Annotated in this window: 23 protein-coding genes; 6 read left to right on the top strand and 17 right to left on the bottom strand. The window is 70.3% G+C overall.

Annotated elements, in window-relative coordinates:
* Window positions 1-118 precede the first annotated feature (118 nt).
* Genes ACFFC4_RS08665 through ACFFC4_RS08675 form a run of 3 tightly spaced genes read right to left on the bottom strand, consistent with a single transcriptional unit; the run spans window position 119 to window position 3,568 of the window.
* Window positions 119-868: a succinate dehydrogenase/fumarate reductase iron-sulfur subunit gene (locus tag ACFFC4_RS08665; RefSeq protein WP_375499889.1), complete on the bottom strand. Its 750-nt coding sequence runs from the start codon at window positions 866-868 to the stop codon at window positions 119-121.
* A 53-nt stretch (window positions 869-921) separates the two neighbouring features.
* Window positions 922-2,895, bottom strand: a complete 1,974-nt coding sequence (locus tag ACFFC4_RS08670; RefSeq protein ID WP_375499803.1) for a fumarate reductase/succinate dehydrogenase flavoprotein subunit — start codon at window positions 2,893-2,895, stop codon at window positions 922-924.
* A gap of 43 nt (window positions 2,896-2,938) precedes the next feature.
* A complete protein-coding gene (locus ACFFC4_RS08675) occupies window positions 2,939-3,568 on the bottom strand; it encodes a succinate dehydrogenase cytochrome b subunit (RefSeq protein ID WP_375499891.1) in 630 nt (209 codons plus the stop codon).
* Window positions 3,569-3,710: 142 nt separating this feature from the next.
* On the opposite strand from ACFFC4_RS08675, the gene ACFFC4_RS08680 reads away from it, so the two are divergent.
* Window positions 3,711-4,637, top strand: a complete 927-nt coding sequence (locus ACFFC4_RS08680; RefSeq protein WP_375499805.1) for a LysR family transcriptional regulator — start codon at window positions 3,711-3,713, stop codon at window positions 4,635-4,637.
* 2 nt (window positions 4,638-4,639) lie between these two features.
* On the opposite strand, the gene manA is transcribed toward ACFFC4_RS08680, so the two are convergent.
* The 6 genes from manA to ACFFC4_RS08710 are packed head-to-tail and all read right to left on the bottom strand — an operon-like array spanning window position 4,640 to window position 9,857.
* Window positions 4,640-5,797, bottom strand: a complete 1,158-nt coding sequence (gene manA / locus ACFFC4_RS08685; RefSeq protein WP_375499807.1) for a mannose-6-phosphate isomerase, class I — start codon at window positions 5,795-5,797, stop codon at window positions 4,640-4,642.
* Window positions 5,794-6,723, bottom strand: a complete 930-nt coding sequence (locus ACFFC4_RS08690; RefSeq protein ID WP_375499809.1) for a cation diffusion facilitator family transporter — start codon at window positions 6,721-6,723, stop codon at window positions 5,794-5,796. The genes manA and ACFFC4_RS08690 overlap by 4 nt, the downstream gene beginning before the upstream one ends.
* A complete protein-coding gene (locus ACFFC4_RS08695) occupies window positions 6,720-7,874 on the bottom strand; it encodes an SIS domain-containing protein (RefSeq protein ID WP_375499811.1) in 1,155 nt (384 codons plus the stop codon). The genes ACFFC4_RS08690 and ACFFC4_RS08695 overlap by 4 nt, the downstream gene beginning before the upstream one ends.
* A 6-nt stretch (window positions 7,875-7,880) precedes the next feature.
* Entirely contained in the window at window positions 7,881-8,090 is a 210-nt protein-coding gene (locus ACFFC4_RS08700) for a Trm112 family protein (protein WP_375499813.1), read from the bottom strand.
* A gap of 13 nt (window positions 8,091-8,103) precedes the next feature.
* On the bottom strand, window positions 8,104-9,474 hold the full coding sequence (locus ACFFC4_RS08705; protein ID WP_375499815.1) for a phosphomannomutase/phosphoglucomutase: 1,371 nt from the start codon (window positions 9,472-9,474) through the stop codon (window positions 8,104-8,106).
* Between the two features lie 32 nt (window positions 9,475-9,506).
* Entirely contained in the window at window positions 9,507-9,857 is a 351-nt protein-coding gene (locus ACFFC4_RS08710; RefSeq protein ID WP_375499893.1) for a DUF3499 domain-containing protein, read from the bottom strand.
* 101 nt (window positions 9,858-9,958) lie between these two features.
* On the opposite strand from ACFFC4_RS08710, the gene ACFFC4_RS08715 reads away from it, so the two are divergent.
* A complete protein-coding gene (locus tag ACFFC4_RS08715; RefSeq protein WP_375499817.1) occupies window positions 9,959-10,432 on the top strand; it encodes a metallopeptidase family protein in 474 nt (157 codons plus the stop codon).
* A 19-nt stretch (window positions 10,433-10,451) separates the two neighbouring features.
* Here ACFFC4_RS08715 and ACFFC4_RS08720 read toward each other — a convergent pair whose 3' ends face one another.
* Together ACFFC4_RS08720 and ACFFC4_RS08725 are read right to left on the bottom strand one after the other, a co-directional pair.
* Entirely contained in the window at window positions 10,452-10,700 is a 249-nt protein-coding gene (locus ACFFC4_RS08720; protein ID WP_375499895.1) for a WhiB family transcriptional regulator, read from the bottom strand.
* A 193-nt stretch (window positions 10,701-10,893) separates the two neighbouring features.
* Complete coding sequence (locus ACFFC4_RS08725; RefSeq protein ID WP_375499819.1) at window positions 10,894-11,811, bottom strand: LysR family transcriptional regulator; 918 nt, start codon at window positions 11,809-11,811, stop codon at window positions 10,894-10,896.
* 51 nt (window positions 11,812-11,862) lie between these two features.
* Between ACFFC4_RS08725 and ACFFC4_RS08730 the strand changes: the two genes are divergently transcribed.
* The 4 genes from ACFFC4_RS08730 to ACFFC4_RS08745 all read left to right on the top strand — a co-directional run bounded on the left by ACFFC4_RS08730 (window position 11,863) and on the right by ACFFC4_RS08745 (window position 15,552).
* Window positions 11,863-13,386 carry an aldehyde dehydrogenase family protein gene (locus tag ACFFC4_RS08730; protein ID WP_375499821.1) on the top strand — a complete coding sequence of 508 codons (1,524 nt, stop codon included), beginning with the start codon at window positions 11,863-11,865 and terminating at the stop codon, window positions 13,384-13,386.
* 94 nt (window positions 13,387-13,480) lie between these two features.
* Window positions 13,481-14,011: an RNA polymerase sigma factor gene (locus ACFFC4_RS08735; RefSeq protein ID WP_375499823.1), complete on the top strand. Its 531-nt coding sequence runs from the start codon at window positions 13,481-13,483 to the stop codon at window positions 14,009-14,011.
* Window positions 13,998-14,627, top strand: a complete 630-nt coding sequence (locus ACFFC4_RS08740) for a hypothetical protein (protein ID WP_375499825.1) — start codon at window positions 13,998-14,000, stop codon at window positions 14,625-14,627. Before ACFFC4_RS08735 ends, ACFFC4_RS08740 begins: the two co-directional genes overlap by 14 nt.
* Before the next feature lie 13 nt (window positions 14,628-14,640).
* A complete protein-coding gene (locus ACFFC4_RS08745) occupies window positions 14,641-15,552 on the top strand; it encodes a DUF4349 domain-containing protein (RefSeq protein ID WP_375499827.1) in 912 nt (303 codons plus the stop codon).
* On the opposite strand, the gene ACFFC4_RS08750 is transcribed toward ACFFC4_RS08745, so the two are convergent.
* The 6 genes from ACFFC4_RS08750 to ACFFC4_RS08775 form a co-directional block, all read right to left on the bottom strand.
* Window positions 15,549-16,016: a pyridoxamine 5'-phosphate oxidase family protein gene (locus ACFFC4_RS08750; protein ID WP_375499897.1), complete on the bottom strand. Its 468-nt coding sequence runs from the start codon at window positions 16,014-16,016 to the stop codon at window positions 15,549-15,551. The two genes, ACFFC4_RS08745 and ACFFC4_RS08750, sit on opposite strands and share 4 nt — an antisense overlap.
* 38 nt (window positions 16,017-16,054) lie before the next feature.
* Window positions 16,055-16,903, bottom strand: coding sequence for a transglutaminase domain-containing protein (locus tag ACFFC4_RS08755; RefSeq protein ID WP_375499829.1), 849 nt, complete (start codon window positions 16,901-16,903; stop codon window positions 16,055-16,057).
* 4 nt (window positions 16,904-16,907) lie between these two features.
* Window positions 16,908-17,831 (bottom strand): alpha-E domain-containing protein, encoded by a 924-nt coding sequence (locus ACFFC4_RS08760; RefSeq protein ID WP_375499831.1) that lies wholly within the window; start codon window positions 17,829-17,831, stop codon window positions 16,908-16,910.
* Window positions 17,825-19,411, bottom strand: coding sequence for a circularly permuted type 2 ATP-grasp protein (locus tag ACFFC4_RS08765; protein WP_375499899.1), 1,587 nt, complete (start codon window positions 19,409-19,411; stop codon window positions 17,825-17,827). The genes ACFFC4_RS08760 and ACFFC4_RS08765 overlap by 7 nt, the downstream gene beginning before the upstream one ends.
* A 133-nt stretch (window positions 19,412-19,544) precedes the next feature.
* Window positions 19,545-20,645, bottom strand: coding sequence for an aminotransferase class I/II-fold pyridoxal phosphate-dependent enzyme (locus tag ACFFC4_RS08770; protein WP_375499833.1), 1,101 nt, complete (start codon window positions 20,643-20,645; stop codon window positions 19,545-19,547).
* Complete coding sequence (locus tag ACFFC4_RS08775; protein ID WP_375499835.1) at window positions 20,642-23,443, bottom strand: FAD-binding and (Fe-S)-binding domain-containing protein; 2,802 nt, start codon at window positions 23,441-23,443, stop codon at window positions 20,642-20,644. The genes ACFFC4_RS08770 and ACFFC4_RS08775 overlap by 4 nt, the downstream gene beginning before the upstream one ends.
* Window positions 23,444-23,451: the final 8 nt, after the last annotated feature.

Consider the following 23,451-nt stretch of genomic DNA (forward strand, 5'->3'; position numbering starts at 1 on the left):
ACGTACAAACTTACCACGATCGTGTCAGGTTTGCCGTCCCGACGCGCGCAACAAGGCCCGCTACCGACGACGAACGCCCCCTCCGGCAAGCAGGAGAGGGCGTTCGGGACGGACAGGATCAGTTGCCGGAACCCTTACGGGCCGCCTTCAGGAATTCCCGGTTCATGTTGATGATGCTCGAGAACGGGATGCCCTTCGGGCACGAGGCGACGCACTCGCCGACGTTGGTGCAGCCGCCGAAGTCCTCGGCGTCCATCTGGCCCACCATGCCGAGCGTGCGGGACGTGCGCTCCGGCTGACCCTGCGGCAACAGGTTCAGTGCGGTGATCTTGGCCGACGTGAACAGCATGGCCGCACCGTTCGGACAGGCCGCGACGCAGGCGCCACAGCTGATGCAGGTGGCGTTCTCGAAGGAGCGATCGGCATCGGCCTTCGGCACCGGGGTGGAGTGCGCCTCGGGCGCCGAGCCGGTCGGCGAGGTGATGTAGCCGCCGGCCTGGATGATCCGGTCGAAGGCGGTGCGGTCGACGACGAGGTCCTTGATGACCGGGAACGCCTTGGCCCGCCACGGTTCGACGTCGATGACGTCGCCGTCGGCGAACGCGCGCATGTGCAGCTGGCAGGTGGTGGTCTGCTCCGGCCCGTGCGCGCGGCCGTTGATGACAACGCCACAGGAGCCGCAGATGCCCTCGCGACAGTCGTGGTCGAAGGCCACCGGCTCGCCCCCGGACAGGATCAGCTGCTCGTTGAGCTGATCGAGCATCTCGAGGAAGGACATCTCCGGGGTGATGCCGTCGATCTGGTAGTCGACCATCTTGCCGTCGGCGTCGGGGTCGTGCTGACGCCAGACCCGAACGGTCAACGACATCCCGCGCTCGCCGTCGCTGGCGGCGTCGGGGTCCTTCGTGTCAAGCGCGCTGCTCATGCATAACTCCGTTGTGCGAGATGGACGTGATCGAAGACGAGGTCTTCCTTGTGCAGGACCGGCTTGCTGTTCTCGCCGACCCACTCCCACGCAGCGGCGTAGCTGAAGTGGTCGTCGTCGCGCTCGGCCTCGCCGTCCGCGGTCTGGTGCTCCTCGCGGAAGTGCCCGCCGCAGGACTCCTCGCGGTGCAGGGCGTCGAGGCACATCAGCTCGCCGAACTCGAGGAAATCGGCGACCCGGTTGGCCTTCTCGAGCTGCTGGTTGAGTTCCTCGCCGGTGCCCGTGACCTTGACCGACTTCCAGAACTCGGTGCGCAGCTCGCGGACCCGGTCGATGGCCTTGCGCAAGCCACCCTCGTTGCGGGCCATGCCGCAGTAGTCCCACATCAGCAGACCGAGCTCCTTGTGGAAGGAGTCGACGGTGCGGGTGCCGTCGATGGACAGCAGCGTCTCGATGCGGCGCCGCGTCTCGGCCTCGACCTCGGCGACTGCCGGGGCGGTGGGATCGACGTCCTTGATCCCGCCCTGGGCGATGTAGTTGTTCAGCACCGGCGGCAGGACGAAGTAGCCGTCGGACAGGCCCTGCATCAGCGCGGACGCACCGAGCCGGTTGGCACCGTGGTCGGAGAAGTTGGCCTCGCCGATCACGAACAGCCCGGGAATGGTGCTCTGCAGGTCGTAGTCGACCCACAGCCCGCCCATCGTGTAATGGACGGCCGGGTAGATGCGCATCGGCACCTCGTACGGGTTCTCGGCCGTGATGCGCTGGTACATGTCGAAGAGGTTGCCGTACTTGGCGGCAACGGTCTTGCGGCCCATCCGCTCGATCGCGTCGGCGAAGTCGAGGTACACGCCCTGCCCGCCCGGCCCGACGCCGTTGCCCGCGTCGCACTGGTTCTTGGCCGCACGCGAGGCGATGTCGCGTGGGACCAGGTTGCCGAACGCCGGGTAGATGCGCTCGAGGTAGTAGTCGCGCTCGTCCTCGGGGATCTCGTTGGGCGGACGGGTGTCGTCGCCCTTCTTCGGCACCCAAATACGGCCGTCGTTGCGCAGCGACTCACTCATGAGCGTCAACTTGCTCTGGTGCTCGCCCGAGCGCGGGATGCACGTGGGGTGAATCTGGGTGTAGCAGGGGTTTGCCAGGTAGGCACCACGCTTGTGCGCACGCCAGATGGCGGTGGCGTTCGAGCCCTTGGCGTTCGTCGAGAGGTAGAAGACGTTGCCGTAGCCGCCAGTGGCCAGCACGACCGCATCGGCCAGGTAGGTCGTGATCTTTCCGGTGACGAGGTCGCGGGCCACGATGCCGCGTGCCCGACCGTCGACGATGACGAGGTCGAGCATCTCGGTGCGGGTGTGCATGTCGATGTTGCCGAGCGAGATCTGCCGCTCGAGTGCCTGGTAGGCGCCGATCAGCAGCTGCTGGCCGGTCTGGCCGCGCGCGTAGAAGGTGCGCTGCACCTGCACGCCGCCGAACGAGCGGGTGTCGAGCAGGCCGCCGTACTCGCGGGCGAAGGGCACGCCCTGGGCCACGCACTGATCGATGATGTTGGCCGATACTTCGGCGAGGCGGTAGACGTTCGACTCACGAGAGCGGAAGTCGCCGCCCTTCACGGTGTCGTAGAACAGCCGGTAGGTGGAGTCACCGTCGTTGCGGTAGTTCTTGGCCGCGTTGATACCGCCCTGCGCGGCGACGGAGTGCGCCCGACGCGGGGAGTCCTGGAAGCAGAACTGGATGACGTGGTAGCCCTGCTCGGCGAGCGTCGCGCCGGCCGAGCCGCCGGCCAGACCGGTGCCCACAATAATGATCTTGTGCTTACGACGGTTGGCCGGATTCACCAGCTTGGCGTCGAACTTGCGCTGGGTCCAACGCTTCTCGATGTCGACGTCGGGTGCCTTGGCGTCAGCGATCGCGTCACCGACGTCGTACAGGTCGGTGTGCGCGCTACCGAGATTGCTCAGCGGATTGTGCATGGCGTCTCCTTCGTTCCAGGTGCGCCGATCATGCGGATCCCATTCATGACACGAGCCCGATCATGACGCCGACCGGCACTGCGATGAAACCGACACTGATGATGAAAGCCAGGGCTGCGCCCGAGGTCTCGACGATGCGCCGGCGCGCCACGTTCTGCGTGTAGCCGAGCGTCTGCGCGGCACTACGGAATCCGTGGTTGATGTGCAGCCCGAGCATCACCATGGCCACGATGTAGATGATGTTGATCCACCAGACCTGGAAGTCCTTGGTGATGTTGTGGTACGGCTTGCCCTCCTCGAAGTCCGGGTTCAGGACACCGGCCGAGAGGTCGAGGATGTGCCAGATGATGAACAGCAGCAGGATGATCCCGCCGGTGCGCATCGTCCGGGTGGGGAACGTGGCGCGGGGCCGCAGGCCGTGCGAGTAGCTGACCGGCCGCGACTTGGCGTCGCGCTTGGACAGTTGCGCAGCCGCTGTGATGTGCAGGATCAGCGCCACGACGAGTACCGCCCGCTGGATCCAGAGGTACCAGGCGCCGTGCAGGACCGGCTCGCCGATGGTGCGGAGCCAGCCCGCGTAGTGATCGAACTCCTTGGGGCCGAAGAAGATCTTCAGGTTGCCCAGCATGTGCAGCAGCAGGAACGCGATCATGAGCAGTCCGGTGACCGCCATGACCGTCTTCTTGCCGATAGAGGAGTCCCACAGAGTTCGCACGGTTCCGCGCGACTGAAAGTCGATGGCCACGAACAAAAGATATTCCTGTGGTGACCATTGGTCAAAGAGATCTAGTACGCACTCTCGATAGGCTGTAGCTATGCAGCTGCACCAGTTGGCCTACTTCGTGGCTGTTGCCGAGACCAGACACTTCACTCGCGCCGCGCACCGCATGGGCGTGACCCAACCCTCGCTGTCCCAGCAGATCCGGGCCCTCGAGGCCGACCTGGGCGCCGCGCTGCTGCACCGCATCCGCGGCAACGTGACCCTCACCGACGCCGGGGAAGCACTGCTGCCCGTGGCCCGACGGATCCTGGCCGACGTCGACGCGGCCCGGCGTGAGATTCGCGACGTAGCCGATCTCGGCCGCGGCCGGGTCCGCCTCGGGGCGACGCCGAGCCTGTGCACCGGCCTGCTGCCCATGATGCTGGCGCGCTTTCGCGACCGGGCACCGAACGTCGAGATCGTCATCCACGAGAGCGGCTCGCGCGACCTGCAGAACGAACTGGCCGAGGGCGCCCTGGATCTCGCGTTGATCATCGACCCGCGGGTGCAGGACGATCCGGCTCTGCGCACGGTCGCGTTGCTGGACGAGCAGCTCGTCGTAATCTCCACGCGCTCGAGGCCCCGCCCGGTACGCAGCAAACACCTGTCCGTCGCCGACCTCGAGGGGCGGCCGCTGGTCATGTTTCGCAGCGGCTACGACCTGCGCGAGACCACCGTGGCGGCCTGCGTCGCGGCCGGGTTCACCCCCACGTTCTCCGTCGAGGGCGGCGAGATGGACGCGGTGCTGGAGTTCGTGCACGCCGGGCTCGGGCTGGCCGTCGTGCCCAGCACGGTGGCCTCGGCCCGGTACTGGACGACACCGTTCACCCCACCCGGCATACGGCGCACGGTCCTGCTGGCCGAACGCGCCGACATCGAGCCGCCACGTGCGGCGCGTGCCCTGCACGACAGCATCATCGAGTTCCTGCAGCGCGCGGTCGAGACCGACAGCCTACCGTCAGGCGTGCAGGCGCTGACCTGACCTCAGTCGGGTGCCATCGGCACGGTCACGCCGGCGGCCGCGGCGAACACCGTGCCCTTGCCCTCGACCGGCACCGATTCGTCTGCCGCGGGCACGAACGCGGCGTAGCCCGGGGTCAGCACCGACCCGCCGACGGCGACCGTCCCGGCCGTGCACAGCACGACCCAGGGCTCGTCGTCGCCCAGCGTCACCAGCCCGTCGACCGCAAAGGGCACCAATCGGAAGTCCGGCACCGGAACGGCGAAGACACCGTTCGTCGCGCGCCAGCGGGGGTCCGGTAGCTCGCTGAAATCGGTGACCTTCAGGAGCTCGGCGACGTCCACGTGCTTGCCGGTCAGGCCGCAGCGCAACACGTTGTCGCTGTTGGCCATGATCTCGATACCGGTGCCACGCAAGTAGGCGTGCACGTTGCCGGCGCCCAGGTAGATCGCCTCGCCGGGGTCCAGGCGCACGTAGTTGAGCAGCACAGCGAGCACGACGCCGACGTCGCCAGGAAAGTCCGTCGAGGTGAGCTCGACGACGCGGGCGAGGTCGCTGTGCCGGCCCAACCCCTCGGCGGCCGCCGTCAACGCAGCCACCAGAGACCCGGCGTCGTCGTGTTCGAGCACGGCCGTGAAGGCGGTACGCAGCGGGTCGGGACCGGCCAGGGCTGCGGACAGGAACTCGAGCTCGGGCACGGCGAGCTCGGTCAGCAGCGCACGTGTCTCGACGACCGGACGGAACCCGCACAGCGCCTCGAACGGTGTCAGCGCGCAGATCAGCTCGGGCTTGTGGTTCGGGTCGCGGTAGTTGCGGTTCGGGTCGTCGCGCGGCACGCCGGCAGCGTCCTCGGCGGCGAACCCGGCATGCGCCTGCTCGCGGGTGGGGTGCACCTGGATGGACAGCGCCTTGTCGGCGGCGAGCACTTTGAGCAGGAAGGGCAAGCGCTCGCCGAAGCGCTCGACGACCGACGAGCCGAGGGCCTGCAACGGGTCGGCGGCGATGATCTCGTCGAGGGTGGCACCGTGATCGGGCGCGGTGGACGGGTCGTCGGGGTGGGCGCCGAACCAGAGCTCGGCAAGGGGGCGGCCGTCGGGTTCGACGCCGAGCAGCTCCGGGATGGCGGTGGGCGAACCCCAGTCGTAGCGGCGCAGTGCCCCCTCGAGCCGAACGACGCTCATAGGCGAGCGCTGCGGTCGAGGTCGGGTTCCAGATAGATGACGCGTGCCGTCGGGACGGCGTCCCGAACGCGGGACTCGGCCGCGTCGATGGCGTTGGCGACGTCGGCAAGGTCTGCGCCGACGGGCATGGCGAGCTTCGCGCCGACAAGCAGCTCTTCCGGGCCGAGGTGCAGGGTGCGCAGGTGGATGACGCGCTCGACACCGCTGGTCGAGCCATCGCCGACGAGCGCCTGCTCGATGGCCGTCACCTCTACCGGCGCGGCGGACTCGCCGAGCAGCAGGCTCTTGGTCTCGACCATGAGGACCACGGCGACGACGAGAAGCAGCACGCCGATCGCGCAGGTGCCGATGCCGTCCCAGACCGGCTCGTCGGTGAGCTGCGACAGCCCGACGCCGAGCAGGGCAAGCACGAGGCCGGTCAGTGCGGCGATGTCCTCCAGCAAGACGGCCGGCAATTCCGGCACCTTTGCGTGCCGGATGAAGCCGAACCAGGTGTCGTCACCCTTGTGGTGCCGGGACTCCACAACGGCGGTGCGCAGCGAGAAGCTCTCCAGGCCGATGGCCACGAGCAGCACGACGTAGGCCACGACCGGGCTGTCGAGGTGGTGCGGCTCGCGGATCTTCTCCACGCCCTCGTAGAGCGCGAACAGGCCGCCGAGCGAGAACAGCATCAGCGCGACGAGGAAGGCATAGACGAAGCGCTCGCGACCATACCCAAAGGGATGGTCCTTGTCCGCGGCGCGTTTGGCCTTCTTTCCGCCCAGCAGCAGCAGCCCCTGGTTGCCCGAGTCGACGACCGAGTGCACGCCCTCGGCGAGCATTGACGACGACCCGGTGATCGCGAACGCGCTGAATTTGATCACCGCGATACCCAGGTTGGCGCCGAGCGCCGCGATGATCGCCTTGGAGCCGCCGCCGGAACTCATGACTCCCGCTCGGCCGGCCCGCGGGCACCCGGGTCCAGGCCCATGCCGAGCGCGAGGTAAGACGCGGTGAAGTCCCCGAAGGCAGTGGCCGCAGCGAAACGGGCCAGCGGTTCGCCGCTCGGCACGTCCACGCCGGACGCGGTGATTCCAAGGGCGGACGCGAGCGAGCGCAGCGCGGAGGCCGCGCGCCGAGCAGCGACCTCGTCGAGCTGGAGCTGCGCATCGGTGCGCTCGCCGAGCAACGGGTCGTCGGCGGCGCCGTCGTCACCGACCACCACCAGCCTGGGACGGGGCGGGCCGAAGTCGTCCACGCGGTCGCGGAAAAAGGTGTCCTCATCCGGCGCCGGCTCGACTCCGCGCAGCAGCGCGCCGGCGCGGGCAACGCCGCCGGGCAACGTCACCGACACCGACGCGACGCCGGCGAACTGCTGCACCGCGTCGGAGATCGCGCGCGCCGCGACGCCGGCGAGCACGCCGGCGCCGGCGATCAGCGGCGTCGCATCGGCGAATTCGACGGCCAGCGCCTTGGCCGGGCTGGTGAAGGCCTCGCCGTGCGGGCGGTTGAGCTCGGCCTGCTGGTCGAGGGCTTCGGCGATCTCGACGAGCAGGCTCTGCGGCACCTGGTGCAGGCCCAGCGCGTCGAGAGCCTGCAGCAGCGGCGTCAGGATGGACCAGCGAGCGGCGCGCGGGTTCAGCTCGCGCGGGAGCTCGTGCAGCGGGATTCGACCAGCGGCGGCCACGGCGACCTGGCTGCCGGCCGGCGCCACGACGGCCATCACCAGGCCGCGTTGAACACCCTGGGCGACCAGCTGGGCGAGGCGCGGGTGCCGGCCGTCGACCGAGCCGACCAGCAGCGCATCGGCCGGGCCGGCCCAGCGCGGCAGCTCGACGCCGTCCCAGACCAGCGCGGGGGTGCGGGCGCAACTGAGGCGGGTGATGAGTCGCGCTCCGGCTGACGGCATGCAGTCGGTGGCCACCAGCAGGGCGCGGGGGAGATCCGTGCCGCGCAGCGACTCGACCCCGAAGTCGACTGCTGTCTCGACGGCCCGGCGCACCTGCGCGCCGGCCGTGGCCAAAGACCACAGCAGACGGCTCTGGTCACGCTGCTCGAGGCGTGCCGGCTCGTCGAGCAGCAGCTCGTCAAAGCTCATATGCCGTCATTCGTCCCCTGCGGCGACGCCCGCGCCGTTCGGGCCGGGGGTGGCGTCGTCGAGCAACAGCACCGGGATGCCGTCATCGACCGGGTAACGCGTCGCGCAGAAGGTGCAGACCAGCGTCTCCGCGCCGTCGTGCGTCTCCTCGCGCAGCGGAGCGTGGTCGTCGCTCGGGCAGGCGAGGATGGCAAGCAGCGTCGAGTCGAGGGCCATGGCAACCGTCCTGTCAGCCGCGGATGACCGCGAGCGCCTCGTCGCGCGTCGCGGCCATCACCTGGTCGGTGGAACCTTCGACGTTCAGCCGCAGCAGCGGTTCGGTGTTGGACGCGCGCAGGTTGAACCACGACCCGTCCGACAGCTCGACGGTCAGCCCGTCGAGCTCGTCGACCTCAACCGCCCGGTCAGCGAACACCGTCCGGATCGCCTCGACCCGACCGGCTTGGTCGTCGACGGTGGAGTTGATCTCGCCTGAGGCGACATAGCGGGAGTACTCGGCAGTGATCTCGGCCAGGCTACGCGGCTGCTCGCCCAACGCCGCGAGCACGTGCATAGCGGCGAGCATGCCGGTGTCGGCGAACCAGAAGTCGCGGAAGTAGTAGTGCGCGGAGTGCTCACCGCCGAAGACTGCATTCTCGCGGGCCATCTCGGCCTTGATGAACGAGTGGCCGACCCGGGTACGCACCGGCCGGCCGCCGTGCTCGGCGACGATCTCGGGTACCGCGTGCGAGGTGATCAGGTTGTGGATGATCGCCGACCCCGGTGACTTGGCGAGTTCTCGGGTCGCGACCAGCGCGGTGATCGCACTGGGCGACACGGCCGCGCCGTCGGCGTCGACGACGAAGCACCGGTCGGCGTCGCCGTCGAAGGCCAGCCCGATGTCGGCACCGACCTCGACGACCTTGCGCTGCAGGTCGACCAGATTGGCGGGCTCGAGCGGATTGGCCTCGTGATTCGGGAACGTGCCGTCCAACTCGAAGTAGAGCGGCACGATCTGCAGGGGCAGTGCTGTCAGCGCCGCGTCGCCGAGCACAGCGGGCACCGTGTAACCGCCCATGCCGTTGCCGGCATCGACGACGACGGTCAACGCGCGGATCCCGGACAGGTCGACGAGGCCGCGCAGGTACTCGGCGTAGGCGCTCAACAGGTCGACCCGCTCGACATCAGCGACGGCGCCGACGCTCTGCGGGATCTCGCCGTCGAGGTAGGCCCCCGCGCGTTCGCGGACCTCGGCCAGGCCGGTGTCCTGACCAATGGCCACCGCGCCGGCTCGGCACATCTTGATGCCGTTGTACTGCGCCGGATTATGGCTCGCGGTGAACATCGCGCCGGGCAACGCCAGATGGCCCGACGCGAAATACAGCATGTCCGTGGAGCCGAGCCCCGCCTCGACGACGGACGCCCCGCGCTGCATCGCTCCCTGCGCGAACGCCCGCGCAAGTCCCGGACCGGACTCCCGCATGTCGTGCGCGGTCACGATGCGCTCGGCTTCGACGACATCGACGAACGCGGCCCCGAGCGCGCGGGCGATGTTCTCGTCGAACTGATCAGGCACGACGCCGCGGACGTCATAGGCCTTCACCAGTGCCGAGAGGTCCACATACGGAGCCTACCGACCCGCGTCGGGCGCGGTCAGTGGGACGGCGGCACCACGCGCAGGTGGCCGCGCCGGCCGGTGAGGGCGTCGCCGTCTGCAGTGCGGGTGACGGTCTCGGCTCGGCCGGCCTCGCGCACGGCGTCGGCCAGCGCCTCGAGGTCGTCGGCGTGCGGGATCGGGGACGGGAAATCCCCCACATGGCGCATGACCTCCCACCCCCGCGGGACGGTCAGGCGCACCGCATGTTCCTCGCACAGGTCGTAGGAGTGCGGCTCGGCGTAGGAGGCCAGCGGCCCGACCACGGCGGTCAGATCGGCGTGGGCATAGGTGAGGGTCGCGACCGCAGGACGAGCGCACGCGGTTCTCGTGCACCGCCGGACATGCATCACGCGGCCCCCTTCACGAGATCGCACTGTATCCCCGCGCCCGGCACGGACCCGGCTCATCCGTACGGATCATCCGACCGTGTCGTCGATAGAGTGGGTGCATGCGTTCCGAGAGCCGGTCCCCGCGGCGCTCGGCCCGTCCGCCTCGCCGCCGCGATCGCCGCGGGCGCGGCGTGCGCGGGCAGCTGGCGCCGGTGGGCGTCCCGTTGCACCGCACGCCCGGTGAGGTGTTCGACGATCTGGTGATGGATGCCGTCGACGAGATCGAGGAACACTGGGGCGCGAGCGCCGAGCAGCTCTCCGAGCTGGAGTTCGCCGTCGAGGACGTTCCGTCGGCCGAGGCAGACCTGGAGTTTGCACCCGACGTGGTGCTCGACCGCGGGGTGCCGCTGGGCCGCCTGTTCCGCGACGGCCTGCCCGAGATTGCGCAGCCGGTGATCGTCGTCTACCGGCGCCCGATCGAGGCACGCGCGATCGACGAGGACGACCGCGCCGACCTGGTCTTCATGGTCGTCGTTGACCTTGCCGCTGAATTCCTGGGCCGGGACCTCGGCGATCTCGACGAGTTCGACTGAGAGTTTCAGACGGCGCGGTTCAGACGGCGCGGCGCTTGAGGCGCCGGCGCTCGCGTTCGGAAAGCCCGCCCCAGATGCCGAAGCGCTCGTCGTTCTCGAGGGCGTACTCGAGGCATTCACTGCGTACCTCGCACCCGGTGCAGATCTTCTTCGCCTCGCGCGTGGAGCCGCCCTTCTCAGGGAAGAACGCCTCGGGATCGGTCTGGGCGCACAGCGAGCGTTCCTGCCAGCTGGCCTCCTCGGGCAGGCCAAAGATTTCGGCGAGCAGCTCGCCGTCAACGGTTCCAGTCAGTTCCGTCACGACGGCCTCCGAGGGTTTGCAAATAATGACAACACCCAAATTACACGCGTGTTGTTCACGTTCGTCAACCCGGTGCCGGGCAATTTCAAGCGCGACACGCCGGGCAATCCGATAACGTGTCCGGTTTGGACCGGAAAGCGCGTCGACCAAGGACGGCAGTTCACTCCGCGGCCGCGCGCGCCAAGGCATCCAGCACCTCGGCGACGACCGGGCGGTCGGCGACACTGGCTCGGGCCACGGCCAGCAATCGCCGGGTCAGGGCCGGTTCGCGCAGTCGCTGAACGTGTACGTCCGCCGCACCGACGGCTACCGAGCGGCGCGGGAGCACGGCCACCCCGTGCCCGTCGGCAACGGCTCGGACGAGCAGCAACATGTCGTCGGTCTCCCACCGCACCTGCGGCTCGAAGCCGGCGGTGCGGCAGGCCGCCCGCACCGCACGCCCGCACGCGGCATCCTCGGGCGGCATGACCCACGAGGCGTCGGCGAGGTCGGCGATCGCCGCCGCGCGACGGCTGCGGGGAGCGGCCGGACGTACGACGACGAGCGGCTCGGTGCACAGCTCGCGCACCACGGCGTGCTCGGGCAGCGCCAGCGGCACATAGTCGTACTCGTCCACGACGGCGAGGTCGACGTCCCCGGCCAGCAGCAGCCCCAGGCCGCGCTCGGGTTCGGCCGAGAGCACCGTGACCACCACCCGCGGATGCCGCTCCCGCAGCTCGCCGACCGCGCTCGACACAACCGTCGCCGCTCCACTGGCCACCGACGCGACGGACACCGGCCCGCTGACCGAACCGGCCAGTCGCTCGAGGTCGGCGCGAGCGGTGCCCAGGAGGTCGAGCACCTCACCGGCCCGCACGGCCAGCGCGTGGCCGGCGCCCGTGAGGACTACCCCACGGGGCGACCGGTCGACCAGTGCCGCACCCGTCTCACGCTCGAGCAGGGCCAGCTGCTGGGAAACGGCGGGCGCCGTCAAGTCCACCGCGCGGGCCGCGGCGGCGATCGACCCGCGCAACCCCACCTCGCGCAGGAGGCGCAGCCGGCCGACGTCGAGCGGGATGTCGGACGCCCTGCTGGTCATAAGCTCAACTTACGACATAATCTGAACAGACATAAGTCCAAGGAGAGTGTGATGAGCCTGCCCACCCACGACGCATTGACCGCCGAGACGGCGACGGTTCTCGAGCGGCTCGGCGTGCCCGCGCTGGGCGCAGAAGGCAACCTCGCTGCGCGCAGCCCGATCACCGGCGGCGAGCTCGGCCGGTTGACGGCGCATTCCGCGAGCGAGGTGGCCGCCCTCATCGAAGCTGCCTCCAGTGCCTTCTACACCTGGCGCGCCGTGCCCGCGCCGGCGCGCGGCCAGCTCGTACGCGAGCTCGGCCTGCTGCTGCGCGAGCACAAGGCAGACCTCGGCGCGCTGGTGTCCATCGAGGCCGGCAAGATCCGCTCCGAGGGCCTGGGCGAGGTGCAGGAGATGATCGACATCTGCGACCTTGCCGTCGGGCTGTCGCGTCAGCTCACCGGGTTGACGATCGCCTCCGAGCGGCCCGGCCACCGGATGATGGAGCAGTGGCACCCGCTCGGGGTCGTCGGGATCATCAGCGCCTTCAACTTCCCGGTGGCGGTCTGGTCGTGGAACGCTGCCCTCGCCCTGGTGTGTGGCGACGCGGTGGTGTGGAAGCCGTCGGAGAAGACGATCCTGACCGCGCTGGCCTGCCAGGCCCTTCTCGCCGAGGCCGCCCGCCGGGTCGGCGCGCCGGCAGCCATCTCGTCGGTTGTCCTCGGCCGCGCCGACGTCGGCGAGGCGCTGGTCGACGACCCGAGGGTCGCCCTGGTCAGTGCCACCGGTTCGACGCGCATGGGGCGTGCCGTGGCACCGCGCGTCGCGGGCCGCTTCGGCAAGCTGTTGCTCGAACTGGGCGGCAACAACGCAGCCGTGGTCGCGCCGTCGGCCGACCTCGACCTCACTGTCCGCGGCCTGGTGTTCTCCGCCGCCGGTACGGCCGGCCAGCGTTGCACCAGCCTGCGCCGCGTCATCGTGCACGAGTCCATCGCCGACGAGCTCTGCCACCGGCTGACCGCGGCGTACGAGACGCTGCTGATCGGTTCACCGCTGGCCGACGGCACCCTCGTCGGGCCGCTGATCGATGAGGCGTCCTACCGCGGCTACACCGAGGCCATCGAGAAGGCCATCGCCAACGGCGGCGAGGTGTTGGTGGGCAACGAGCGAGTGCTCGCCGACGACGCACCCGATGCCTATTACGTGCGCCCGACGATCGTGCGGATGCCTACCCAGAGCGAGATCGTGCGGGCCGAGACGTTCGCGCCGATCCTCTACGTCATGACGTACTCGGACTTCGAGGACGCGCTTGCCATGCACAACCAGGTGCCGCAGGGCCTCTCGTCGTCGATCTTCACCCTGAACGTCCGGGAGGCCGAGCGGTTCGTCAGCGCCGACGGGTCGGACTGCGGGATCGCGAACGTCAATATCGGCCCGTCCGGGGCCGAGATCGGCGGTGCGTTCGGCGGCGAGAAGGAGACGGGCGGTGGCCGGGAGTCCGGCTCCGACGCCTGGCGTGCGTACATGCGGCGGGCCACGAACACCGTTAACTACTCCACCGAGCTGCCGTTGGCGCAAGGCGTCGAGTTCGGCTGATCGCGTCGCATCGCGCCGGACAATTAGGGACGACACCCAACCTGCCGCGCCGCTGCTGCCGTATACGTGACGTCGGGCAGCAGAGGGGCAGCGGATGACGTCGAGCGCACGGAGCCGGGAGTCGGCTGACGCGCGCCCAGGCGTCGTCGACGTCCCGCTCGACTTCGCGGCGCACCGCAGCACGATGTTCCGGTTTGCGGTCACGTTGAGCTCGCTCGACGATGCTGACGACCTGGTGCAGGACGCGCTGGCCCGGGCCTGGACGAAGCGCGCGCAGTTCGATCCGGACCGCGGCTCGCTGCGCTCCTGGCTGCTGGCCATCGTCGCCGACCAGGCCCGCAGCCGATGGCGACGGCGACGTCCCGTTGAGGAGCTGCTCGACCCAGGCGCGTTGACCGTGCCCGGCGCCGACACCTCGACGCCGCACTCGGCAGACCTGCACGCCGCGATCCGCCGGCTGCCGCCGCGCCAGCGCGCCGCGATCGTGCTGCACCACTTCGTGGACCTGTCGGTGGTCGACGCCGCCGCGGTCATGGGTTGTTCGGCCGGCACCGTGAAGTCGACGCTGCACGATGCCCGCGCCGCCCTCGCGCACGCGTTGGGAGAGTCCTATGCCACCGATTGACGAGCTGCTGCGCGGCGAGGGCGAGCGCTGGCGCGCCGAGGTCGACGCCCGCGGCGAGAGGGACGCACGGGCGTCGTCCCGTGCTGCTGACCCGCGATTGACGCGCCGACGCGTGCTGGGTTGGTCGGCGTCGCTGGCCGGTGCGGCGGCTACGGTGACCCTGCTCGGTGCGCTGATTGCGCACGGTGGGACCAGCGAGGGAGGCAGCAGTTCTGCCTCCCGCGCCGACGCCGGGGGCGCCGGATCGGCCGCGGCGTCGACGGTCGCTGCTGCACCGTCGTGTGCCGGACCGTCGCTACGCATCGTCGACCCGCGGGCAGCGGTCCCGAAGGTTGCTCGGGGTCAGGTGCTGGTCGTCCAGGGCACCGGCTACGTCGGCGACTGCATCGACACCGTTACGACCGGTGCCCTGCCGACGTCACCTCCGCTCCGAGCGGTGGACGTCCGGCTGAGCACCGCCGACCTCCGCACAGTCCTGGTCGCGCGCGCCCGTCCGAGCAGCAGCAAGGCGTCGTTCACCGTCCGCGTACGCGTGCCGGTCGACGCAGCCGTCGGCCCGGCCGTGCTCACCGACGGACGCGGCCACAAAGCCCGCCTCACCATCGTTGCTCGCTGAATCGGGGAACCTCATGAATCACCGCACCGTCGCCCTCGCAGCACTGGCCGCCGGCAGCCTCGCACTCGTCGCCGGTTGCACGTCAGGATCATCCGGCGGCTCGTCCGCGAGCTCGTTCGGCGGCGACAACGCAGGTGGAGGGGCGGCGACGGCGGCACCGGCGGCGGCCGCGTCGGCGGGCCCCGCACGGACGGGCGACGTCGCCTCGAGCGCCGTCGCCCCGACATCGCTCATCCTGACCGGCGCCGTCTCGCTGTCCGTTAGGTCCGACGCCGCCGTGGGTGCCGCCGCCACCCGCGCCACCGGGATCGCCGACGGCAGCGGCGGACGGGTCGACGCGGACTCCCGCACCGCGCCGACCCGGCAAGGCGAGCCGGCCAGCGCCACCCTGGTGCTGCGCGTCCCGAACGCCGCCCTCCCCGCGGTGCTGACCAGGCTCGCGTCGCTCGGCACCGTCCGCTCGCAGGAGCTGCAGACCAAGGATGTCACCGCTCAAGTAGCCGACGTGACGTCCCGCGTGACGAGCGCGCGCGCGGCGATCGCCGGCTTGAACCGTCTCTACGCCCGGGCCGAAACGGTCCGCGACCTCATTACGGTCGAGTCGTCGCTCGCCGCGCGGCAGAGCAACCTCGAAGCGCTCGAGGCGCAACAGCGCACCCTGACCGCGCAAACCAGCCTGGCCACGATCACGTTGTCGATCGACGTGCGCGCCAGGGCGGCGGCGAAGCATCACCAGCGCAGCGGATTTGTCGGCGGCCTGCACAACGGCTGGCACGCATTCACCTCGGCCGCGCATGCCGTCGCCACCGCAGCAGGCGCGGTACTGCCCTTCGCAGCGCTGGCCGTGGTCGTCGCTGCGGCGGGGTGGCTCGTCGTCCGCCGCCGCCGGGTTCCGACGCCGCCGAGCACGGATTCCGTCGTCTAAAGGTCCGCGAGCTTGCGGAAGTCCCAGCTGGTGATCTTGGTGGGGACGATGCGCAGCCAGCCGTGCCGCTGGTCATGGAACATCTCGCCGTCGTTGGCCGCCAGGTACTTGGCGCCGAAGATCTTCTCGACCTCGGTGAGCGCCGCGTCGGGCGTGCCGGTGCGCGGCAGCTCGCCGACCGGTTCGGCGCGGCCGACGATCTCGACCCCGCGCAGCTCGAAGTACTCGACCCCGGCGTCGACGACCACGCTGATGCGTGGGTCGCGTTGCAGATCCGTCCACCGCTGGCTCTGGACGATCGAGTACAGCCACAGCGCGGTGCCGTCCCACCCGAACCACAGCGGCGTCGCGTGCGGTCCGTCGAGCCCGATGGTCGCCACCCGGCAGGTGCGTTCCGCGGCGAGGAACGCATCGCGCTCGTCGTCGGACATCGCGATCTTGCGGCCCCGGCGTTGAGGTCGCAGTGGGCGGGGCTCGTCGTCAGTCGACATGCCCGGGGACGCTACGCCAGCCGGGTGAGCTCGACGGTGACGGTCAGGCCAGTGGTGCGGTGCGGGCCGGCCACGATGCCCTTGATGGGCGGGACGTCGGTGTAGTCGCGGCCGGAGCCGATCATGATGTGCCGCTCGACGACCGGCGCAGCGTTGGTCGGGTCGTAGGCGCTCCACTCCCCCAACCACCACTCGACCCACGCGTGGCTCTCGCCCTGGGTGGTCTCGCCGATGACCGGCTCGGACGCCGGGTGCAGGTAGCCCGAGACGTAGCGGGTCGGGATGCCGACGTGCCGCAGTGCGCCGACCACCAGGTGCGCGTAGTCCTGGCACACGCCGCTGCGCGCGGCCCATGCCTCGACCGCCTTGGTCTGCACCTCCGTGGCCCCGACGACGTAGGTCATCGCGTCGTGCACGGCGTTGCTGATCAGGGTCGCGGTGGCACTCGGCGGGTTGTCGGCTGCGATCGATTCGGCGAGATCCGCGAGCTCGGTCGGCGGCTCGGTGGCCGGGGTCTGCTGGAGGAACTCGTTGTACCGGTCACGGACGTCGGCGGCGTGCGCCTCGTCCCAGCTGAGCTCGGAAGGCTGGGGGCGACGCGATACGTCCAGCTCGACCAGGCTGGTCGAGCGGACGTCGAGCGAGCGGTGTGCACCGTTGGCCTCGAACACCCGGACCTCGGCGCCCCAGTAGTCGACGTAGCGGTACTGCCAGGTGGCCGGGTCGATCTGCAGATCGGACTCCAGGCGGGCCTGCCACGGCAGCTGGATGGGTGTCACGCGCGCCTCGTTGAACGAGGCGCTGACGCTGCGGTCGTACTCATACCGCGACGTGTGCTTGATGCGATAGCGGGTCGTCATGCGATCAGCTCACCATCCAGGAGGTCACGACGCTGCGCGGGAAATAGCGCTGGGCCACCGCGTCGCCGGCCACCGAGCAAGCGCTCTGCACCCGCTCCATGACCTGGTAAACGTCCTCGAGCAGCTCCGCGGGCGGAGCGAATTCGAGTTCGGACCGGATCATGCCGAGCACCCGGTGCGCCTGGCTGGCACGAGCATGATCGTCGACGCCGTGCCGCGCGGCCAGCTTGTCGAGACTCTTCTCGGCCACGACGAGGGCGCTCATCAGCGAGCGCGGGAAGATCGGATCCAGCAGCAGGAACTCCGCCGCGCGGCGCTCGTCGACTGCCCCGCGCGCGCTGCGCAGGAAGGCCTGGTAGGCACCGCAGCTCTGCAGCAACAGCGCCCACGACGGCCCGGCCGTGCCGGCGAGCGCGCGGGCCGCGGCCAGCCGGGCGATCATGTCGGCCCGCTCGATGCTGCGCCCCAGCACCAGGAAGTGATACGCCTCGTCGCGCGACAGCGTGCCGTCGGCCGTGCCGTTGAACGCGGCCGTCCGCTCCCGCACCCAGGTGAGAAACGGGTGCGGGTACGCTCGCCGGCCCGGACGCGACGCCTCGCGCCACGTGACGTTGATGCTCTCCCACAGCTCGGCCGACACGACCTCCCGCGAGCGCCGCCCGTTCTCCCGCGCCGCGCCGATCGCGCCGATGACCGACGCCGGCGTCGAGGTGTCCCAAACCAACGCCTCGAGCACCTCGTCGCGCCGGACCGTCTCGGCCGGCTCATGCCCCATGGCGGACAGCAGCGACGCGCACACCACGTCCTCCGGCGCCCACGGGTCGTCCAGCAGCAAGCTGAGGTGGACGTCCACGATCCGCGCCGTGTCCTCCGCCCGCTCCACGTACCGCCCGATCCAATACAGGGACTCCGCAATTCTGCTCAGCATGTTTGATCCGACGAGGGCGCGTCGTCGGGCTCTTCGCGCGAGCGCTCATCGCGTTGGTGGTCGCCTTCAAAACCCATCTGTTGTTGCTGTTGTTGTTGTTGGCGGATCTCTATGTCGATGGCCGACTCGACGGCTGGCAATGACCCGTGTTCCGGCACCACTGACCTCGTGACCGTCCGTGGGACGGGGGTGGTGCGTTCGCCTGCCAGCACCCAGGTGTCCTTGGACCCACCGCCCTGGCTGGAGTTCACGACCAGCGATCCCTCGGGCAGCGCGACGCGGGTGAGGCCGCCGGGCAGCACCCACACGTCGTCGCCGTCGTTCACGGCGAACGGGCGCAGGTCGACGTGCCGCGGCGCGATCTCGTCCCCGATCAGCGTGGGAACGGTCGACAGCTGCACGACGGGCTGCGCGATCCAGCCGCGCGGGTCGACGATCAGCCGCTTGCGCAGCGCGTCGAGTTCGTCGGCGGTGGCCTGCGGGCCGATGACAAGCCCCTTGCCGCCGGCCCCGTCCACGGGTTTGACGACCAGCTCGTCGAGCCGATCGAGGACCTCCTCGAGCGCGCCGGGGTCCTCCAAGCGCCAGGTGTCGACGTTCTTGAGGATCGGCTCCTCGCCCAGGTAGTAGCGCACGAGCTCGGGCAGGTACGTGTAGATCAACTTGTCGTCGGCCACGCCGTTGCCGATCGCGTTGGCGATAGTGACGTTGCCGGCGCGGGCGGCGGTGAGCAGACCCGGGCAGCCGAGCGTCGAGTCGGCGCGGAACTGCACCGGGTCGAGCCACTCGTCGTCGGTGCGGCGGTAGATGACGTCCACCCGGCGCTCGCCGGACGTGTCGCGCATACGCACGACACCACCGGAGCAGACGAGATCGCGGCCCTCGACGAGTTCGACGCCCATCGCCCGAGCCAGCCAGGCGTGTTCGAAGTAGGCGCTGTTGTAGACGCCGGGGGTCAGCACCACGACGCACGGGTCGGCGACGCCGGCGGGCGCGGCAGCGCGCAGCGCGGCCAGCAGCCGCTGCGGATAGTGCGAGACGGGACGCAGCCGCACCCGGCCCAGGACATCGGCCCACTGTTGGCGCATCGCAGCCCGGTTGGCCAGGACGTAGCTGACGCCGGACGGCACCCGGACGTTGTCCTCGAGGACCCGGAACTCGCCCTGCTCGTCGCGGATGAGGTCGATGCCCGACACGTGGACACGCACGCCGTTGGCCGGCTCGATGCCGTACGCCTCGCGGTGGAAGTGCTTGGACGTGGTGATGACGCTGCGCGGCACGACGCCGTCGGACACGACCCGGCTGTTGCCGTACACGTCGGCCAGGAAGGCCTCCAGAGTGGCGACGCGCTGGCGCACGCCCTTCTCGATCGTCGACCAGCTCTCGTCGTCGATGACGCGGGGCAGGATGTCGAGGGGAAACGGGCGTTCCTCACCACCGACGTCGAAGGTGACGCCCTGGTCGAGATACGCGCGGGCGAGCGCGTCGACCCCGGCCCGGAGCTCGCCGGTTCCGCTGCGCTGGATCGACTCGTGCAGCATGCGGTACGGACCACGTGCCGAGCCGTCGGAGTCGATCATCTCGTCCCAGGCGGGACCCTGCCGGTAACCGCTGAAGGGTTCGAAGACCTGGCCGCTCGACAGCTGGCTACTGGACATCGACGGCATCGTAGGCAGCTCCTGTATCGCGTTCGTTACGTCCTGCTCGGTGGACTCACACGCGGGAGGCGGCCAGCTCGATCCGATCGTCGGGCTGGACGGCCGCGACCCTGAAGTATGCCTTCCCCTCGGGACCGTAGAACTCCCCGGGCGAGACGACGATGCCGGCCCGGCGGGCGAGGTCGTGTGCGGCCGCCCAGGCGTCGCCGTCGGGCGCCGGGGCCCAGAGGTAGAACCCGCCGTCGGGCAGCGGTGCGGGATAGCCGGCGCGGGCGAGAAGGTCGGCAAGCACCTGTAGTCGCGACCAGTAGCGGCGACGCTGCACCTCCACGTGCGCGTCGTCGTCGAGTGCCACGACTGCCGCGCGCTGCACTGGCCCGGGAGCCATCAGCCCGGCGTGCTTGCGGGCCTCGCGCAGGTAGTGCACGAGCTCCGGATCGCCTGCGTAGAAACCGATCCGCGCTCCAGCGAAGTTGTCCCGCTTGGACAGCGAGTGGACGGCGAGCACGCCCTGCACGCCTTCGCGCAGGATGGTCGTCGGGCCGGAGGAGTGCGCTGGCGATGACCAGGTGAACTCGGCGTAGCACTCGTCGGAGAGCACGAGAACACCGTGCTCGCGCCCCCACGCCGCGGCGGCGCGCAGGTCGTCGAGCTCCCCGGTCGGGTTCGCCGGAGAGTTCACCCAGACACACAGCGCCCGGGCGGCGTCAGCGGGCGCGATCTCGTCCAGCCGGCTGTACGACACCGCCCGCACGCCGGCGAGCGTCGCCCCCATGGCGTACGTGGGGTAGCTGACGGCCGGGTACAGCACGGTGTCGCGGGACGGGTCGCGCAGCTTGAGGTACAGCGGAACGCTCGCCACGAACTCCTTGGTACCGACGCACGCCGCGAGCTCGCTGCGCGCATCGACCGTGGCGCCGAGGCGCCGCTCGATCCAGTGTGCGGCCGCCTGGCGGAAAGCGAGCGTGCCGATGCTCGGCGGGTAGCCCTGCGCGGCAGCGCCGCCCTCGCCGAGCGCAGCCAGGACCGCGGGCGGCGTCGGGTCGCAGGGCGTCCCGATGGACAGGTCGACGCGCCCGCCGGGCAGCTCGTCGGCAAGGGCAGCGACCGCGTCCAACCGGTCATAGGGGTACGGCGGCGGCACCCAGCCGGTCACTGGTCGGGCCTTCTCGAGTCGAGCAGTTGGGCCAGGTGGATTCCGCGACGTTCGGACAGCTGCTCGAGCTGGGTGCGGCAGGAGAAGCCGTCGGCTAGCACCACGGTGTCGTCGCCCGCGGCGCGGACAGCGGGCAGCAGCGCGGTCTCGGCCACCTGCACCGAGACGTCGTAGTGGCCTTCCTCGACGCCGAAGTTGCCGGCCAGCCCGCAGCACCCGCCGACCGCCTTGACCGTTGCGCCGGCATCTGCCAGCAACGCCCTGTCGGCGTCCCAACCCATGATCGCGTGGTGGTGGCAGTGCGGCTGGGTCAGCGCCTCGACCCCGTCGAGCGACGGGGCCGTCCACCCGGGCGTCTCAACCAGTAACTCGGCCAGCGTCTTCGTGTGCTCAGCGACCAGCGCCGACCGCTCGTCGTCGGGCAGCAGTTCAACGACGTCGTGGCGCAGTACCGCGGTGCACGACGGCTCGAGCCCGACGATCGGGACGCCCGCCCGCACGGCGTCCTCGAGCGCATCGAGGGTCCGTCGCAGCTGGCGCCGCGCGCCGTCGAGCTGGCCGGTGGAGATCCACGTCAGCCCGCAGCACACCTGGCGATCCGTGACCCGGACGGCGTAGCCGGCGTCCTCGAGCACCCGCACCGCGGCCCGCCCTACCTCCGGGCTGAATGCATTGGTGAAGGTGTCGACCCAGAGCAGCACCGGCCGAGCGGTCGTCGTCGGGCGGCGGCGGAACCACGAGCGGAACGTCTGCCGGGCGAACGACGGCAACGGCCGGCGCTGGTCGATGCCACCCATCCGTTTGGCGGTACGCGCCAACCGGGGGTTGGCCAGGGCGGCGTTGGTGAGTCGGGGCGCGAGGCCCGCCAACCGCGCCGAGCGCGGCAGCCAACCGAGCGAGTAGTGCGACGCCGGCCGCAGCTTGCGCCGGTACTTCTGGTGAAGCACCTCGGCCTTGTAGGTGGCCATGTCGACGCCGGTCGGACAGTCCGACGAACAACCTTTGCAGGACAGGCACAGGTCAAGGGACTCGGCCAGCTCTGGCGCGTCGAAGCCGCCGACGAGCGAGCCGTTGGCCAGTTCCTGCAACACCCGGGCCCGGCCACGGGTGCTGTCCTTCTCGTCGCGGGTGGCGAGGTAGGACGGACACATCACCCCGCCGGTCGACGTGGTGTCCGAACGGCACTTGCCTACGCCCGTGCAGCGGTGGACAGCCGTCGAGAGGTCGCCACCGTCCAACGTGTAGGCGAACGCGAGGTTCTTGCGTATGGCGTGGGCCGCTGGCACCCGCAGGTCGGCGTCGACCGGCGCGGGGTCGACGATGACACCGCGGTTCAGCAGGTTCGCCGGATCGAAGACCGCCTTGACCTGTCCGAACGCGCGGATGGCGTCCGGCGAGTACATGTAGGGCAGCAGCTCGCCCCGAGCGCGGCCGTCGCCGTGCTCGCCGCTCATTGACCCGCCATGCGAACCGACGAGCTGCGCGCTGGCCGTGACGAACTCCCGGAAGCGCTGCGAACCGGAGGTGAAGGGGAAGTCGATACGGACGTGGATGCAGCCGTCCCCGAAGTGGCCGTAGGCCAGGCCGTCGACGCCGTGCGCCCGCATCAGCGCCTCGAACTCGCGCAGGTAGGCGCCGAGACGCTCGGGTGGGACGGCCGCGTCCTCCCACCCCGGCCACGCGGGCGCGCCCGCCGGCGTGCGACCGCCCAGGCCCGCGCCGTCCTCGCGGATGCGCCAGAGCGCGACGGCGTCCTTGCCGGTGACGATGGCCGAATCGAGCGCGCCGGCATCGATGATCAGCTTCTCGGCGGCGGCCCGGGCCTCGGCCTCGGTGTCACCCGCGGTCTCGACGAACAACCAGCCCTCGCCGCGTGGCAGGTGGGGTACCGCCGACGGGCCACGTCGCGAACGCACGACGTCGACCAGGCGTGCGTCCATTCCCTCAAGGGCCACCATGTCGTGGGCCAGCAGCGCGGGGACCGCGTCAGCCGCACTAGGCATGTCGGCGTAGCCGAGGATGCACAGCACCACGGCCTTGGGCGATTCGACGAGGCGCACCGTCGCCTCGGTGAGCACGGCCAGCGTGCCCTCGGTGCCGACCAGGAAGCGCGCGAGGTCGACGCCGTTCTCGGGCAGCAGGTGCTCGAGCGAATACCCCGACACCTGACGACGGAAGCGACCGAACTCGGTGCGGATGGTTGCCAGGTGCTCGCGGACCACGCCCTCAAGCGCACCTAGCCCGGCCGGCAGCGGCCCGCGCCCTGCGGTGACGGCTGCGCCGCCGGCGGTGAGCAGCTCGAGCCCGATCACGTTGTCGACCGTCCGCCCGTACTTCAGCGCCCGCGACCCGCACGCGTTGTTGCCGATCGACCCACCGATGGTGGCCCGCGCGTGCGTCGAAGGATCGGGCCCGTACCGCAGACCGTGCGCCGACGCGGCCAGGGTGATGGCGTCGAGGATCGCGCCCGGCTCGACCCGCGCGGTACGCGCGTCGGGGTCGATCTCGAGCACGCGGTTCAAGTGCCGCGAGAAGTCGAGGACCAGCCCGGTGCTCATCGCGTTGCCGGCGATCGATGTGCCTGCGCCGCGGCTGGTCAGCGGCACGCCGAGCTCGCGAGCCACGCCGAGTGCGGCGGCGACTTGGTTGGTATCGCGGGGGAAGACGACGGCGGTGGGGACGACGCGGTAGTTGGAGGCGTCGCTGCTGTACTCCGCACGGCGCCGGGTGCTGTCGTCGACCTCGACCACACCAGCCCGCCGCAGCGCGGCGGCGAGATCGGGCGTCGTGACGGTCACGGGTCCAT

Origin of the sequence: uncultured Jatrophihabitans sp. (genome assembly GCF_964244045.1) — a bacterium.
Taxonomy (GTDB): domain Bacteria; phylum Actinomycetota; class Actinomycetes; order Mycobacteriales; family Jatrophihabitantaceae; genus Jatrophihabitans.